Annotated in this window: 16 protein-coding genes; 4 read left to right on the top strand and 12 right to left on the bottom strand. The window is 57.9% G+C overall.

Features of this window, described 5'->3' with window-relative positions; genetic code table 11:
• Positions 1 to 79 precede the first annotated feature (79 nt).
• The 8 genes from FIV03_RS19020 to FIV03_RS18985 form a co-directional block, all read right to left on the bottom strand.
• A complete protein-coding gene (locus tag FIV03_RS19020) occupies positions 80 to 1693 on the bottom strand; it encodes an ABC transporter substrate-binding protein (RefSeq protein ID WP_152510619.1) in 1614 nt (537 codons plus the stop codon).
• 237 nt (positions 1694 to 1930) lie between these two features.
• Positions 1931 to 2581 (bottom strand): glutathione S-transferase family protein, encoded by a 651-nt coding sequence (locus FIV03_RS19015; RefSeq protein ID WP_152510618.1) that lies wholly within the window; start codon positions 2579 to 2581, stop codon positions 1931 to 1933.
• Between the two features lie 85 nt (positions 2582 to 2666).
• Positions 2667 to 3041, bottom strand: coding sequence for an AzlD domain-containing protein (locus tag FIV03_RS19010; protein WP_152511983.1), 375 nt, complete (start codon positions 3039 to 3041; stop codon positions 2667 to 2669).
• Positions 3041 to 3802, bottom strand: a complete 762-nt coding sequence (locus FIV03_RS19005; protein WP_075282957.1) for an AzlC family ABC transporter permease — start codon at positions 3800 to 3802, stop codon at positions 3041 to 3043. The genes FIV03_RS19010 and FIV03_RS19005 overlap by 1 nt, the downstream gene beginning before the upstream one ends.
• A gap of 130 nt (positions 3803 to 3932) precedes the next feature.
• Entirely contained in the window at positions 3933 to 4637 is a 705-nt protein-coding gene (locus FIV03_RS19000) for an SDR family oxidoreductase (RefSeq protein WP_022998329.1), read from the bottom strand.
• 241 nt (positions 4638 to 4878) lie between these two features.
• On the bottom strand, positions 4879 to 7326 hold the full coding sequence (gene clpA, locus FIV03_RS18995) for an ATP-dependent Clp protease ATP-binding subunit ClpA (protein ID WP_055654606.1): 2448 nt from the start codon (positions 7324 to 7326) through the stop codon (positions 4879 to 4881).
• A gap of 12 nt (positions 7327 to 7338) precedes the next feature.
• Positions 7339 to 7671, bottom strand: a complete 333-nt coding sequence (gene clpS / locus FIV03_RS18990; protein ID WP_031268357.1) for an ATP-dependent Clp protease adapter ClpS — start codon at positions 7669 to 7671, stop codon at positions 7339 to 7341.
• 398 nt (positions 7672 to 8069) lie between these two features.
• Positions 8070 to 8402: a phasin family protein gene (locus tag FIV03_RS18985; protein ID WP_055656591.1), complete on the bottom strand. Its 333-nt coding sequence runs from the start codon at positions 8400 to 8402 to the stop codon at positions 8070 to 8072.
• A gap of 606 nt (positions 8403 to 9008) precedes the next feature.
• Here FIV03_RS18985 and FIV03_RS18980 point away from each other — a divergent pair.
• The gene (locus tag FIV03_RS18980) at positions 9009 to 10694 is read left to right on the top strand and encodes an SPOR domain-containing protein (protein ID WP_152510617.1); all 1686 of its coding nucleotides are present in this window, start codon (positions 9009 to 9011) and stop codon (positions 10692 to 10694) included.
• A 17-nt stretch (positions 10695 to 10711) separates the two neighbouring features.
• Here the strand turns inward: FIV03_RS18980 and FIV03_RS18975 are convergent, their stop codons facing one another.
• From FIV03_RS18975 to FIV03_RS18965, 3 genes are all read right to left on the bottom strand, one after another.
• Positions 10712 to 11419 (bottom strand): DnaJ domain-containing protein, encoded by a 708-nt coding sequence (locus FIV03_RS18975; RefSeq protein ID WP_152510616.1) that lies wholly within the window; start codon positions 11417 to 11419, stop codon positions 10712 to 10714.
• 147 nt (positions 11420 to 11566) lie between these two features.
• Positions 11567 to 12307, bottom strand: a complete 741-nt coding sequence (locus tag FIV03_RS18970) for a VWA domain-containing protein (RefSeq protein ID WP_152510615.1) — start codon at positions 12305 to 12307, stop codon at positions 11567 to 11569.
• 103 nt (positions 12308 to 12410) lie between these two features.
• On the bottom strand, positions 12411 to 13001 hold the full coding sequence (locus FIV03_RS18965; protein WP_209009708.1) for a DUF2306 domain-containing protein: 591 nt from the start codon (positions 12999 to 13001) through the stop codon (positions 12411 to 12413).
• 131 nt (positions 13002 to 13132) lie between these two features.
• Between FIV03_RS18965 and FIV03_RS18960 the strand changes: the two genes are divergently transcribed.
• Positions 13133 to 13738, top strand: a complete 606-nt coding sequence (locus FIV03_RS18960) for a TetR/AcrR family transcriptional regulator (protein WP_173013883.1) — start codon at positions 13133 to 13135, stop codon at positions 13736 to 13738.
• Between the two features lie 10 nt (positions 13739 to 13748).
• Here the strand turns inward: FIV03_RS18960 and FIV03_RS18955 are convergent, their stop codons facing one another.
• Positions 13749 to 14183 carry a DUF1489 family protein gene (locus FIV03_RS18955; protein ID WP_152510613.1) on the bottom strand — a complete coding sequence of 145 codons (435 nt, stop codon included), beginning with the start codon at positions 14181 to 14183 and terminating at the stop codon, positions 13749 to 13751.
• 121 nt (positions 14184 to 14304) lie between these two features.
• Here FIV03_RS18955 and FIV03_RS18950 point away from each other — a divergent pair, with 121 nt between their 5' ends.
• The gene (locus tag FIV03_RS18950) at positions 14305 to 15189 is read left to right on the top strand and encodes an SDR family oxidoreductase (RefSeq protein WP_209009707.1); all 885 of its coding nucleotides are present in this window, start codon (positions 14305 to 14307) and stop codon (positions 15187 to 15189) included.
• Positions 15190 to 15302: 113 nt separating this feature from the next.
• Positions 15303 to 15845 (top strand): hypothetical protein, encoded by a 543-nt coding sequence (locus FIV03_RS18945; protein ID WP_152510611.1) that lies wholly within the window; start codon positions 15303 to 15305, stop codon positions 15843 to 15845.
• Positions 15846 to 15932 lie beyond the last annotated feature (87 nt).

Here is a 15932-nt window from a genome sequence, read left to right as displayed (position 1 = left end):
AGCATCTCCAGCCATTCAGCACACAACAGACAACGCCCGCCTGGCTTCAAACCGGGCGGGCGTTTTTCTCGATGCTCAATCAGCTATCGAACCACCAGCGGCTGCAGGCACGGGCACCGTCGAGCTCCCAGCTCGATGCCAGTTGCTCACCATGCTGAACATTGCTGCGGCGGGCATAAACGAAGTTGCGGAAGAACGGGATGATCGTGCCGCCGTCGTCATGCGCAAGCAGCGCCATTTCCCGGTACATCTCTGCCCGCCTGGTGTCGTCCAATTCGGCCTTCGCCATCAACAGCAGTTCGTTGAAACGCTCGTTCTGCCAATGGCTCTCGTTCCAGGCGGCGTCGGACTTGTAGGCCAGCGAATACATCACATCCGGTGTCGGACGCGCACCCCAGGCCACCACACAGAACGGCTTCTTCAGCCAGACATCCGAGTAATAGCCGTCGTTCGGTTCACGCACGACCTTGATGTCGATGCCCGCCGCCTTGGCATGCTCGGCATAAAGCACGCAAAGATCGACCGCGCCGGAGTAAATGGATTCTGCAGAGGAAATGCTGATGGATAGTCCCTCGGCACCGGCCTTTTTCAGCAATGATTTCGCCTGGTCCGGATCGTAGTCGTGTTGGGGAATGTCATCCGGCCAATAGGGCATGGCTGGCGAATGGTGGAAATCGTTCGCCTTTGTCGCTGCACCAAAGGCGATCTTCTCAATGATCTCGTCGCGGTTCATCGCGAGCTTGAGTGCGTTGCGAACATCCTTGTTGTCAAACGGAGGCGTATCGCAGAACATCGGCATCGTGAGCGTCGAGGCAGACGGCACATTGTCGATCTCCAGGTTCGGATTGCGCGCAAGCAGACCCATCGTCTTCAGATCGATAAGCGAAACGGCATCCACGTCGCCAGTAACCAGAGCCGTCTGGCGGGCGTTCGGATCGGTCAGGATGATCAGTTCCACACCGTCGAAATGTGCACCATCCAGATGCCAGCCGTCATGGCGCGTCAGCGAGAACCTGACACCGAAGTCACCGGTTTCGATCTTGTAGGGACCGGTACCGTCGCCCGAAGCCCAGTCGATCGAGCCATCGGTGTTCGCCGGACAGATGGCCAGATGGTAATCGGTCATGAGCCACGGCAGATCCGCATTGCCCGATGACAGTTTGAAAACGATCGTGTTGTCGCCGTCCTTGACGATATCAGCGACGTCGGTCAGCAGAGCCTTGGCCGCGGAGGTCGTGCTGTCGCCGCGGTGGTGGTTCATCGATGCAATGACGTCGTCGGCTGTCATCTTGCGGCCGGAGTGGAAGGTAACGTTTTCGTTGAGCTTGAAGGTCCATTCCGTTGCGTCCGCATTCGCCGTCCATTCGGTGGCGATATCCGGCCCAAGAGACCCGTCTGGTTCGATCAGGGTAAGGTAACTGCGGTGAGTATGCGCCAGCACGATCATGGCGATGGTGAGATAGGTGCCCGGATCGTGGGTGTCTGATGTATTGCCGTCATGAATGCCGACCTTGAAGGTTCCGCCCTGCTTTGGTTGCGCCTTGGCTTTCGTGGTCCAGAGCCCAGTTACGGCGGAAGCTGCAACACCGGCAGCCATGGAATAATTCAGGAAATCACGGCGGGAAATGCGGCCAGATTTTGCGGCCTCACCCAGTTTTTCCAGCATTTCCGTATCTTTGAACTTGTCCTTCATCGTCAGATTACCTCCAAGTTTGCAGTCACCATCTGGCTTGCGCCCGGTTTCAATCGTTAACTCTAGGTCGGCTGCGTTTTATCCGATCATCCCCCATTCGAAGTTTAGTGCCGCAAAAACGACGTTTCGTTAGATAGTGCGCGGCAAAAGATTGTCCTGTCAGGATTGCGGATAGAAGAGAGGGAAACTGCAGACGGTGCTGCGCATCGCGGAGAAGACGCCGGCTGTGACAAGATCTTACGCGACGCCCGCCTGAACTGCGGCGTCTTCCTGCTCCTTGGCCATGTTCTGGTCTTCCTGCAGCACCTTGACCACCGACGGCCTTTCCGCGAACCGCTCGATATAGGCGGTGAATTCATCGAATTCCGGTACGATGCCGAACATTGTTCCCCACCGCAGCCCCATTCCCCACAGAACGTCGACAGCCGTCATCCGTTCACCCAGAACGAAAGGTCCCTTTGCCAGCTGGGCACGCATGCTTTCCATGACGGTGTCAAACGAACCATAGGCGGACATGGAATGCGGCGGTTCTTCGCGCTTGAGTGCGCGGTCGATCATTGCCGGCTCAAAACAGGATGCCATATGCACGAACCATCGCAGGTACGGTCCGCGCAGTGGATCATCCAGCGAGGGGGTCAATCCTTTTTCGGGAAACAGATCGGCCAGATAGACATAGATCGCGACCTGTTCGGTAATGACTGCCTCGCCAACGCGCAATGCCGGAACTTTGCCAGCCGGGTTGACGGCAAGATATCGGGGTGTCCGGTTTTCACCCAGCTTCAGATTGAGCACATTCAGCTTGTAAGGTGCGCCCAGCTCCTCCAGGAGAACACGTACGCCGGTGGCGCGTGTCTGTGGTGCGTAAAAGAGTTCGACCTGATCCGCCATGTTCCTCTCCTTGAACGGGTGCAATCGCCGTTCTCTTCAACCTAGCCTATCTGGCGGGCAAGTGAACACGGGAAATCGCTTGGTGTCAGGAAGCCATCGTGTCGAGGATCAGCCAACCGGAAACGAGAAAGATTTCTGCGGCAAGTACGCCAACAAACACACGTTGCCGGGCTGCAAAAAACGATGCAAAGCCGAAACCGGCGGCAGCCAGACGCAGCCAGAGAGGTGTTTCTGCCAGCACACCTTGCGGGAACAGGATCAGCTTGGAAATCACTCCGGCAACCAGCGCAGTTGCAACACAGCGCACCCAGATCAGCAGTTCGCCGTCTTCACGCAGCCTGCCACCAGCAAAGACACCCAGCCATCGCCAGACGTCAGTTGCAAACCAGCCGGCGATGATGATCATCACCAGTGGCCACCAGGTTTCGGATACCAATCCACCTGCCGTTGATCCCTCCATCACGACAGCCCCCTGCGCATGATCCTGGTTCCGAGGTAGGCAATCGTGCCGCCAACAAGGCCGGTCCAAAGCAGATCCAGCCCGGGCAGATAGGTGAAGAAGACCGGTCCGAGCAGCAGTCCTGCGACCATGGCCGCCCGGTCGGCATTGAGCCTTGCCGCCCCCCAGAGCGAGCACAGGAAATAGACAGGCGTCAGCAGGAACAAGGCACCCGCCACCATGCCCGGCATGCTTTCAACCAACAGATAGGAGACGCCGGTCATGCAGAAGACGAAGCTGGTCACCGCCGCGCCGAAACCAATGAAAAACGGCAGACGCCCTTCCCTCGGCATGTCCGGCAGGTGCTTCATCGCGAACACCCAGGCAGTCACCGCAACGAAATGAGACGCGATCAGCAATTGCCAGGTCTTTGTCTTGCCCGGCACCTTGACCAGCGGCATCAAGGCCATGGTCATCGGCATCAGACGGACTGATGCAAGAGCGACGGCAATTCCGGCAGGAAGGATTCCCATTCCGGAGGAAATCGCGCCTGTCAGAACCACGATGGAAGGCAGTGCCCAGACGAAACCGGTCATTGCCAGCGTCTCAAAGAGCGTCAGTCCTGTTTCACGGGCAAGCCCCGCATACCCGACAAAAGCTGCAGTCAGAATAAACGCTGGAATAGACACCGCCGCCCGCGCTCCACGCGCCATCCAGACCCGGGCATGCTCCGGCGGGTTCTGGGATTCCTGGTCGATATCTGGCTGATCAGGAGCCGTCATCAGGCTGACTCATCTCTGGGCAGTTAGTAAGGTAGCCTTACCTTTTTGGAGATTTTCTGTCCAGAGTGCCAATTGGCGAAAGAGTTCGGCACGCGAATTGCCGAACTCCCTTTGTTGCCGTCTGAACAGCTCACACCGACCGCGTCAGCCCGCCATCGATACGTATGTTCTGACCTGTGATATAGGCCGCCTCGTCGCTGGCCAGGTAGGCGATCAGGCTTGAGATCTCGTCCGAGCGGCCGTAGCGGCCCATGGGGATACGCGCCAGGCGATCTTCCTTCTCCGGCAGGCTGTCTATGAAACCGGGCAGGATATTGTTCATGCGCACGTTCTCGGCAGCGAACTTGTCGGCAAACAGCTTGGTGAAGCTGGCAAGCCCTGCCCGAAACACACCGGAAGTCGGAAACATCGGGTCCGGCTCGAAGGTGGCGAATGTCGAGATATTGATCACCGTTCCCCCACCTTGCGCAGCCATGATCGGGGCGACAAGGCGTGCCGGGCGAATGACGTTCATCAGGTAGTAATCCATGCCGAGGTGCCAGTCCTCGTCGGAGATTTCCAGAATATCGCCTTTCGGGCCATGTCCGGACGAATTGACGAGAACATCGATCCGGCCAAGAGCGTCCACCGTCTTGCTGACAAAAGAGGTCAGGTCGTCTGCAACCAGATTGGATCCGGTGAACCCGACCCCGCCCAATTCCTCCGCAAGCGCTTCCCCCTTGCCGGAGGACGACAGGATTGCGACCCGGAACCCATCTGCAGCCAACCGTCTTGCTGCATCGGCCCCCATGCCGGAGCCGCCAGCGGTGATCATCGCAACCTTGTTATCGCTCATGTTCGTTCTCCCGAAAGTGTCTGCTTCATAGCTAGGCAAGCAGCCGGGCGGCGGCAAATGATTTTCCTGAATGGTTTCAATTCCAAACATGAATGAGAACAAGCGCAGTACGCCTGTCGGAGGACAGGTCCAGAGCGTGAACCAACCCGGCCGCTTCGCGCATTGCGCGTCGTCTGTGCAGGCGAAAAACAAAAAGGCCCCGAATCTCTTCGGGGCCTTTCCGATCTGATTGTGCAGGGCCTCAGTCCGCCAGCGGCACCTTGGGCACAAGGCTTTTCTTGGCCGGACCGCTCTTGCCTGCAGGCGGCTTCGTATCCTTGGCGGCCGCTGCCTTGGCAGCAGGCTTGCGCCGGCGCTTCGGCTTTGCCTTGGTTTCGGTCTTGGCCTTGGCTTTTGGCGGTGTCGCACGCTCCTCGATGCTTTCCAGAAGCAGACCCTTGCCGTCCTCGGACACGGTGACCTTGACCATTCCGCCTTTCTTCAATTTGCCGAACAGCACCTCGTCGGCCAGAGGCCGCTTGATGTGCTCCTGGATGATCCGCCCAAGCGGGCGAGCCCCCATCTGGCTGTCATAGCCCTTGTCGGCAAGCCACTTCACGGCATCTTCCGTCAGCTCGAAGGTCACGCCGCGGTCAGCCAGCTGGACTTCCAGCTGCATGACGAACTTCTCAACCACCTTGTAAACGACTTCCATCGGCAGATTGCCGAACGGAATGATCGCATCGAGACGGTTGCGGAACTCCGGCGTGAACAGCTTGTTGATCGCTTCCGCGTCGTCGCCTTCCCGCTTCATGCGGTTGAAGCCAACCGGCATCTTGGCCATGTCCGCGGCACCGGCGTTGGTGGTCATGATCAGGATGACATTGCGGAAATCGACCTGCTTGCCGTTGTGGTCGGTCAGCTTGCCATGGTCCATCACCTGCAACAGGATATTGAACAGGTCCGGATGAGCCTTTTCGATCTCGTCCAGCAGCAGCACGCAGTGCGGATGCTGGTCGACGCCGTCGGTCAAGAGACCACCCTGGTCGAAGCCGACATATCCCGGAGGTGCACCGATCAGGCGCGACACGGTGTGCCGCTCCATGTATTCGGACATGTCGAACCGGATCAGTTCAACACCCAGTGAAGATGCCAGCTGCCGAGCGACTTCCGTCTTGCCGACGCCTGTCGGGCCGGAGAACAGATAGCTGCCGATCGGCTTGTCAGGCTCACGCAGACCGGCACGCGCCAGCTTGATGGCAGAGGCCAACGTCCCGATAGCTTCATCCTGTCCGTAGACAACCCGTTTCAGATCCTTGCCGAGGTTCTCCAGAATCTCCGCATCGTCCTTGGAAACGGACTTCGGCGGGATCCTGGCCATGGTGGCAATCGTGTTCTCGATTTCCTTCACGCCAATGGTCTTTCGGCGGCGGGCTTCGGGAACAAGCATCTGTGAGGCACCGGTTTCATCCAGCACGTCGATCGCCTTGTCCGGCAGCTTGCGGTCGGAAATATATTTCGCCGACAGCTCCACAGCCACCTTGATGGCATCGTTGGTGTAACGAACCTTGTGGAAGTCCTCGAAGTAAGGCTTCAGGCCCTTCAGGATATCGATCGCGTCCGGGATCGACGGCTCGTTGACGTCGATCTTCTGGAAGCGGCGAACCAGCGCCCGGTCCTTTTCGAAGAACTGGCGATATTCCTTGTAGGTGGTCGATCCGATACAGCGGATCGCTCCGGAAGCAAGCGCCGGTTTCAGGAGGTTGGACGCATCCATCGCCCCGCCAGAGGTTGCACCGGCGCCGATCACCGTATGGATCTCGTCGATGAACATCACCGCACCCGGGTAGTCCTCGATCTCCTTGACCACCTGCTTCAGCCGCTCCTCGAAATCGCCGCGATAGCGGGTACCCGCCAGCAGCGAGCCCATATCGAGCGAGAAGATGGTGGCATCCTTCAGGACGTCCGGCACATCGCCATTGACGATGCGATGCGCCAGCCCTTCCGCAATGGCCGTCTTGCCGACACCAGGGTCGCCGACGAAGAGCGGATTGTTTTTCGATCTGCGGCACAGGATCTGGATCGTGCGCGAAATTTCGCTGTCGCGTCCGATCAGCGGATCAATCTTGCCGTTGGTGGCCTTGGTGTTGAGATTGACACAGTAAGCTTCAAGAGCGTCCGTCTTCTGACTGGACTTCTTCTCGGTTTCAGCTCCGGGCATCACATCTTCTTCATCCGCCCCTTCGACTGGACGGGCCTCGGACATGCCGGGACGCTTGGCAATGCCGTGCGAGATATAATTGACCGCGTCGTAACGGGTCATGTCCTGATCCTGCAGGAAGTAGGCCGCATGGCTTTCGCGCTCGGCAAAGATCGCAACAAGCACGTTGGCGCCGGTCACCTCTTCCCGCCCGGACGACTGGACGTGGATAACCGCCCGCTGAATGACGCGCTGGAAGCCCGCGGTCGGCTTGGAGTCCTCGTCACTGTCCGTGACAAGGTTGTCCAGCTCGGTTTCGATATATTCAACCAGATTGCGGCGGATCGTTTCCAGATCCACGTTGCAAGCCCGCATGACCGCAGCCGCGTCCTGGTCGTCCAGCAACGCCAGCAGAAGATGCTCCAGCGTTGCATACTCCTGCTGTCGCTCGTTGGCGAAGGCCAGAGCCTGGTGAAGTGCTTTTTCAAGACTGCGTGAGAAGGAAGGCACGTGCGTTTGTCCTCACTTTTTTTCCATGACGCATTGCAACGGATGCTGATGCTTGCGCGCGAAATCCATCACCTGGGTGACTTTCGTCTCCGCGACCTCGTAGGAATATATCCCGCATTCCCCGACGCCGTGATGGTGAACATGCAGCATAATGCGGGTCGCCTCTTCGCGGTTTTTTTGGAAGAAGTTCTCCACAACGTGAATGACGAACTCCATCGGAGTGTAGTCATCGTTCAACAGCAGCACTCGATAGAGATTTGGCCGCTTGGTTACTGTTTTGGTACGGGTGACTGTAACCGTTCCGGCGTCGCCACCGTCATTGTCATAATCAGAGCCCGCCGACATTGCCGTTTCTTTTGCCTCTATCACTCCGGCCATCACCAAATTTCGAATCCTGAACACACTGCCCTGCGCAGCTGGTCCAGAGCTTTCCGCAGCACGGACTGCGCCGCGAATACGCATTCTCAGTGGTAATCCTGCCGCGCAAGCCGCGCTCGCGCAATGGTCGATTTCATCAACATAAAGGTCAACAACGCATTTGTAGTCCCTGCGCTGCCGGTCAAGGGGAATGTAGGTTGCCCGTTAATGATTAAAAGGTGGCAAGAGAACGCATTTCGAAATCCGGCTGCAAATGGCAGGATGAAGCGCGGGAAGCCTGTAAATCTGTACATATACGAAAAAACCCGGCTCGTCGGAGCCGGGTTTGAAACTTCAAGCCATCCTGCGACGGCTAAAAGGAAAACTTATTTCGCAAGCTTGCCCATCACACCTTCGTAAGGCTTGTAGGCGTCCTTGGACATGTCGGTGACCATTTCACCAATCTTTGTCATCTCGCCAACAAAACCTTCGTAAGCGGTTTTGACGTAGTCGGCCTGCGCTTCAAATGCCTTGTCGAGGGACTTGGAGGAAACGAGCTTCTCAACAGCTGCGGAACCTTCCTCGAAGGACTTTTTCTGGTAGTCGGCCATTTCAGCGGCGATGGCCTGGAAACCCTTGCTGAAGGAGCCGAAGGACGCCATGGCCATATCCATGTTGTCTTTGCTCATCTTCTGCATTTCATCAAAGTTGTTCATCATTTTTCTGCCCTTTTCCGGCGAACCGGTTTCCAATCCCAAGCATCGGCCTTATGGGGCGGCCCGGCGCGCGCATCGCGTTACCTACGGGAATTTGTCGTAATGCACTGCACAATAAGTGTCAAGGCGATTTTGCATTGCAAAAACAACCATTGCGCGAAATTGACAATCCTTCCATGGCGTAAACTGTCAGGCTCCCCCGGGAAAACAGATACCTCTGATCGAGACCGGCCCCAGCAACCGGAAGCAGGAAGCAACAAAGCCCCAGAAAGATTTCAGTCAAATTCTTTAAATTGACCAACTTCGGAACAACAGTTGTCGGAAATAAACGAACTCTTAACCAATAAAATAAATGGAAATAAGAATTACATCAAAACAATTCTTTTCAAGTACGCAAAACACAACTTTAACCAACAATTAACTCTAACAAAAAACTATTTTTTTAAGTGCTTTTTCGATCATTCATTTACTCATTCGTAACCGTGATTCCATCAAATGACATGGAGAACAACGGGGCCGCGGCTTTGAATCGCAGGGGGTTAAGATCCGAACCGTGCCGCTCCAGATACGAACCACGTGACCCAGAATGGGATAGTAATTGTGTTTGGGATGCGTATTTTTCGCAAAGGACGGGCTCTCGCCCGCACCGCAAAGATCTTGACCCTCGGCCTGGTGCTCCTGGGGGTGCCGGCAACGGCGATGGCCAACCCGAAATATGCGGGGATCGTCGTTGATGCCAAGACCGGCAAGACACTTTACTCCTCCTCGGCTGACGCCTACCGGTACCCGGCATCACTCACCAAGATCATGACGCTTTATCTTGTGTTTGAGGAACTGGAAGCCGGGCGACTGTCGCTGGACTCTAACCTGAGCGTTTCCAGCTACGCTTCTGCACGTCCGCCGTCCAAGCTGGGCCTCAAGCCCGGCGGTACGATCAAGGTCAAGGACGCCATCCTCGCACTTGTCACCAAGTCCGCGAACGACGTCGCATCCGTGATCGCTGAAAACCTTGGTGGCTCTGAAAAGAAATTCGCCGAGCGCATGACACGTACGGCGCGCCAGATCGGCATGTCGAAGACCACTTTCCGCAATCCGCACGGCCTGCCCGACAGCGGACAGCGTACGACTGCCCGCGACATGGCGACGCTCGGCCGCGCGATCCAGGAACGTTTCCCGCAGTACTACGGCTACTTCAAAACCCGTGCCTACAAGTACAAGGGACGCACCTATGGCAACCACAACAAGCTGCTGGGCCGCGTAAAGGGTGTGGACGGCATCAAGACCGGTTACATCCGGGCTTCCGGCTTCAACCTGGTGACATCTGTAAACCGGGACGGACGACAGATTGTGGCCGTTGTGATGGGTGGCAAGACCGGCGCGTCACGCAACGCGCAGATGACAAAGCTCATCAACTCCTATCTGTCCAAGGCAAGCCGCGGTCCGAGAACTGCCCCGCTGATCGCTCAGAGCACGTCTGAACCGACTTTCGTGGCCGTTGCACTGAAGAACCCGCCTCTTCCGAACAGCAAGCCGGGAAGCGAACCTGTGCCTGCAACGGGTGAGCCGATGGTGCTGGCATTCACCGCACCATCCAACCCCAGCGCCATTCCGACACCGGCTCCGGCCCCCCTTCCCGTGACTGCGTCCAATGCGCCAGTCATGGCTTCGGCCCAGCCCCCTGCCTCGGTTCCCGGCTTTGGCAACGACGTTCCGCTGCCGCCGAAACTGGTCAAGCAACGCTTTGACAGCACCTTTGCAGTCGCAACAGCTCTGCCGCCGATCCCGCCTTCAAGCCCGGATGAGCCGCTGAACACCAATTCGATTTCCCGGACTGCCCTGATCGAAGCTGCAAGAGCAGAGGTCGTGAAGTCGGACAACAGCCAGCGCGCTGTCGGTTCCGCGCAATCGGTCAAGACTGTCTCCGTTCAGACGATCGCGGTCAACACGACGCCGGTTGAAACGGTTGCTGCACCGGAAGCCACTGCTGCCGACAACAGCAGCGATGACGACAGCGTTACGGTTGCAACCAGCGACACCCGCGATGTCGAGCCGGGCTGGCAGGTCCAGATCGCCGCAACAGAATCCGAAGGCCAGGCCATCACGATGCTTAAGAACGCCAAGGCCAAGACCGGATCCGCCCTTCGCGGCCGGGTCCCTTACACCGAACCCGTCGACACCAACGGACAGACCCTTTACCGGGCCCGCTTCGTCGGCTTCGACACGAAAACAGCTGCGTGGAATGCCTGCAAAAGCTTGAAAAAGGCAAAATACGCTTGCTTCGCCATCTACCAGTAACCGCGTAACGGATGCCGTCAATGTCTTCTGAGAAGCGTGTCTTTAGCCTCGTTGATTTTCGCCGCGAGGAAACCGGAGCCTCCCTGGTCGGGATGGACCCGCATCATAAGCCTGCGGTGCGCGGCTCTAATTTCCGCGTCCCCGGCATCGGGCGTAAGCCCCAGGATCTGGTAGGCCTCCTCATCTGTCATGGGGCCAGAGCTCGCCGCGCTTCCCTGCCGCTCTGCTCCATCCGCCTGGAAGTGTTCACGCCAACCGGCAAGCCTGCGGTCGAGATAAGCTTCGACTAACTTCTGGCTCTGACCGTCCTGGGCTGTTTCCCGCCAAAAGGCTTCCAGGTCCGTTTCGGTCAACTGATCCAGCTCGCGCCCCTGATAGGTGCCTGCCAGCACGGTCCCGGTCATGTGACCGGTATCGTGATCGAGTTCCATCTCCACCATAGCGGTCCGCACGCGGGAACGTTGTCCGGAGGTTTTCTGGGGTTTGTAGCCTGACGAGAGCCAGTTCAGCCCGGACATGCCCAGCACCGACAAGCCAAGCCCGAACAACGGGATGGCAAACACGAACCGGCCCGTCAGCGCAAAGACTAGCGCCAGCACCATCAGAAACGCACCTCCGAAGAGGCGAAGTCCTCTGGCCAGATTTGCGGGATTGGCGTTCACGAACTTGTTGCCGAGCGTCAACAGGGCGGTCAGCAGTATCAAGCCGATAATCAGATAAATCATGTGGCGGTAGGTTCCCCGTTCGCCGGCCCGGGACCATCATATTGGGATGCTCCGGCCCTACTCCAGTCACGTGTTGAAAGTTGCCGATTATGTAAACCTGCGGCACCGGCTACAGCAAGGAAGTGCAAGCGCGGCGCTTTCCGGGCTCTAGCGGGCCGATGGTAGCTGCTGCAGCAGGAGCGTTGCGCCCTTGCCACCTTGTTTTTCCAGCTGCTGGAGTGCTGTCCGGCCTCCGCTGGCGAAAACGGCAACCGCTTTCAAAAGATCAGCCAGTTGCTGGGCCGACCCGGAATCAAACCGGCAAAAGGCGCCGTTGGTCAGTCTGGCCATCTCGCGAAACGCGCGCTCAGCGACGCTGTCACGCCCCTCCTGAAACAGGAACATCGGCACACCAAGCATGCCCAGCTGGCCGGCCTTGTCACACAGGGCATCCACGTCCTCTTCCATGCAATCGCCGACATAGACCAGCGCCGCGATTTTCTCGGTATTGGCAGCGGACAACGCAGCCGAGAGCACCTTTCGGATCTGGGTACGCCCACCCTGACAGGAAATCCGGCTCATGGCCTGGGCAAGCTCAGTGCCGCTGGAAAACCAGCGGGACGCCCGGCATTCACCGAAGCCGCGAAAATAGACAAGCTTGATGCTGAGGCCTGAAATCTTGCCGGCTTCCTGAAACATCTCCGCCTGAATCTGACAGGCCTGGTCCCAGGTCGGTTGACGGCTCATGGTAGCATCCAGGGCAAAAACCAGTCGCCCGTCGCTGCCCGGTTGCGGAGCAATTTCCTTGGCCTTCTGAAGAAAGGCAGCGACATCGGATTCGGCTGAAGGCACGCTAGCGTCCTGCCGGACCCTCGGGTCTACCGCGCCTTTGCCGGTCTTGACGTTCACGGCCGCCTCCTTCTGCCAGTTGGTGACACTCAACTTGGGTCGGAGCTGTCGTTTTGGCAAGCCTCAAGCCGTCGGATGCGACATGTCGCAGCCGATCATGTTCTTACGCTACCGCTGAAATCAGGCGTGTCTTTCCGGGCCGAGCCATCTGCAGGTATGCCTCCATGACGAGGACGTTAGGCACCCAGCACAGCCAGGCGATAAGCGGATAGGCGACTTCAAAATCGACCCCCGCCGCCATGCTGCTCCCCAGATAGACCCGCAATGTTACGGCAGCAAATGTAAGGGCTGCCGAACGCAGCATCCAGGCTCGGTGACGCGGGAATTGCCGCCTCAAGGCAAAGGCCAACGCGATACCGGTCGTCGCCAGCCACAAGACCGCAAGAATCGCAAAGCCTGTTGCAGCGAAGGGGCCTGCAGTCGTGTGAAAGGCAAGCTGAAGTCCCGCTATCCCCGAGACCAGGATTGACACGACGTACCCCCGCCCCAGCCAGCGATGCAGTTTCGGCCTGCTGGCTCGCAACCTTGTCATGAATTGAAACGGCATCAACGCAAGTGCGATCGGTGCAACACCGATATGGGCGTAAAGCATCAGCGCATTTCCATCGAGGTTATGCGCCACGAATTCCATCGAAGCGGATACCCCCAGCGCCAAAAACCTCAATGAAGCCACGGCGACCAGAGCGGCGCTCACAGCTGCCGTCCAAAAAGCCACGTTTGCTGCAAACTTTGAAACCATCGACATACCGACCCTCCAACAAAACTTGACAGTGTCAAGATAGAGCGAAACTTGACACTGTCAAGCGAATGGCCGATGAAGATCACATGACAGCTCCTCCTCCTTCTCGTCGCAAAAGAGACGGCAGTCTTCGAAAATCCCTGGTTGATGCAGGCGTGGCGCTTCTGCGAGAACGTGGTCCGGACAAGCTCTCGTTGCGTGAATGCGCCGCCAAGGCAGGTGTGTCACACGCTGCGCCCGGTTATCACTTCAAGAACATCGCAGGTTTGTCGACGGCGATTGCAGCGCGCGGATTCGCCCTGTTTTGCCAGGCGATGGAACAACGCCTCGATGCGTCCCCTCCTGCGGCAACAGAAAGACTGAGCGCGATCTGCCAGGGGTATCTGGATTTCGCCACCGGCCACCCGGAGCTGTTCCTGTTCATTTTTTCGGGACAGAAGTTCAATGAGGATGACGAGGAATTCGCGGTGCACGCCTCAAGGGCCTACGCCATCCTGCGCGAAACATGCGCCCCGCTGATCCCTGAAGGGACTGACCCGGAAGAAATCGAGATACTCGTGTGGTCGCTGGTGCATGGCTATGCCCACCTTGCCATGACACGAAAGAAGGAGAACCCGGGCCTCGGGCGCGGCTGGCCGGAACTCGGCACACTGGTCACGCATCTTCAGAAGGCCCTGCCGGATCCAGGCTGATATCAGCGGATCAAAGCAGGCAGAGTTCCGTAAGATCCCGCCGCATGTCTTCCGGCATGGCGTGTGCCGTACCACCAGCCTTCAGGTCCGCCGGCGCGTCCTGCACCTTCAGATATCGCCAGCCCTGAAACGGCCGCTTGGGCTGGTACTGGGTCAGGATCAGTCTCGGTTCCATCACCAGGTCGCAGCGTTTGACGCCCGCCTGATCCGTAAACGGCCTGATGTCGATCAGGTGCTGACGCACCTGGATCCTGCCCTTGATCACCCAATAGAGAGAACCACCGTCCAGAAGCTCGTCCTTGCGGGTTGGCACCATGCGCGTCGTATGGATCGTTTCCGCCGGAAGTCCCGATTTGCGGGCATTGTCCATACGAAAATCGATCCAGGCCTGAAGAGACTCGACGCTGTCCGCGCCGACGCACAGTTTTACCAGATGCAAGGTCATGCTTCTGACGTATCAGGCTTCCCGCCAAGGTCAAGATTGTGGCGAGAAACGGCGGTGGATTGTCCACCTTCACAGGCAGCTTCAGCTTGCGCCGATGGCAAGAACGGGGTTCTCTTTGCCCATGGAAGTATTTGTAACGGGTGGAACCGGCGAGATCGGTTCTGCCGTGGTAAAGCGGCTGGTTCAGGATGGTGCCAGGGTAATCGGTCTGGCCCGCTCTGACGCGTCCTCGGCAAAGCTGCGTGCGTTCGGTGCAAGCGCCTACCCGGGCGACCTGCGAGCACCGGAAAGCTGGGTATCACGGGCGGCCTCATGCGATGCCGTCATCCATCTTGGTGCAACTTTTTCTGAAGACATGGGCCGTGTTGACCGCCAGAGCATGCTTGCGCTGAAACAGGCATCAAGGCACCGCAAGCAGCCGCTCAAGATTATCTACACCGGAGGCATCTGGCTCTTTCCCGCAACGACAGGCGACAGCCTGCTGACCGAGAAAACCCAGTTCGCCCCCTTACCTGCGTTTCGCTTCATGACCGAGACGATCAGGACCCTGTCACACGGAACGGATCTCAATCTGACCGTCATTCATCCGGCCCTCGCCTGCAGCCAGACGACCGGACCGATTGCCGAGATGACCGCCGCGCTGAAGGAAGGCAGGCCGTTCGAAACCCGCGCGACGTCGCAAACCAAATGGGCGCTTGTTGAAATCAACGACCTTGCCGCGCTTTATGCTCTTGCCCTCAAGAACGCAAGGTTCCGGATGTCACTGATCGCGAGCTGCATTCCCGGCATCTCGGTCGGTCATCTGGCATCTCACATTTCAGCCCGCCACGGGTTGCCGTTGGAAATCGTAACGGTTCCGGCCTCTGAAGCAGCCGAACCACTGACCGACTGGGCCGCCGGTTTTGCCTTGTCGCAATCCGTCGACGTCAGCCATGCCCGAAGGGCAACCGGCTGGCAACCGGAACATTCGACAATAGAGGACCTCGTGGTATCCCAGTCAAAATAGACGATAACCTTGAGTTTTGAGCAGCTTAGCGAGCCGAGTCCGGTATTGGACAAAGACTTTCTAAAGTTTTGGAGGTGTATGGTCCGGACAAAAGCTCAATACAGGGTCCGGGCGTGTTACGTACACTCACATCGTTGCTGGTCTTTCTCGTTTCCGTTTTGCCACTTCAGGCGGAAAGCATCCCCGTTGGCATATTCAAGGTGGTGAACACAGAAGGTTTCGTTCAAAGCAACGGGGAACGCATCGCGCTGGCAACCGACATGAGCGAAGGCACGGCCCTGATCGAAAGGGATGCCACCAACCGTCTTGATGTCGAGATCAACGGCGCCAAACTCAGCCTGTTTCCGCTGGAACAAGGCCTGGCTGCGTTGACGTGGGACGCCAACGGAACGTCCCTGCTTCATGACATCGACATTCAGGCATTGTTCGGGAAAGACAATCCGGAAGATGTTCCGGCCTGGGGCGCGGAACTGGACTGGCCAGGATCCGGCACCGTCCAGCTTGTACTGCTGCCTCTGGGTGAAAGAGCCTATACCGCGTTCCTCATCAGCCATCCCGGCAACAGGACAGTGGTGCGGCAAATGGAATTCAGGCAGTCCTACGGGCCGTCGGACAGGCCTGAGATTTCGTTCTCAACCAGTTCTGCCGGAAACTGACAAACCCGAAGTTCGAGCGACGCCTTCCCAGCTCGGAGAATACCGAGCTCGCATAAAATGTCCGCTAAAACGACAAAAGGCGCAGCC

This window comes from Labrenzia sp. THAF187b, from assembly GCF_009363375.1.
Taxonomy (GTDB): Bacteria; Pseudomonadota; Alphaproteobacteria; order Rhizobiales; family Stappiaceae; genus Roseibium; species Roseibium algicola.
This window is presented reverse-complemented; position numbering and strand designations above follow the sequence as displayed.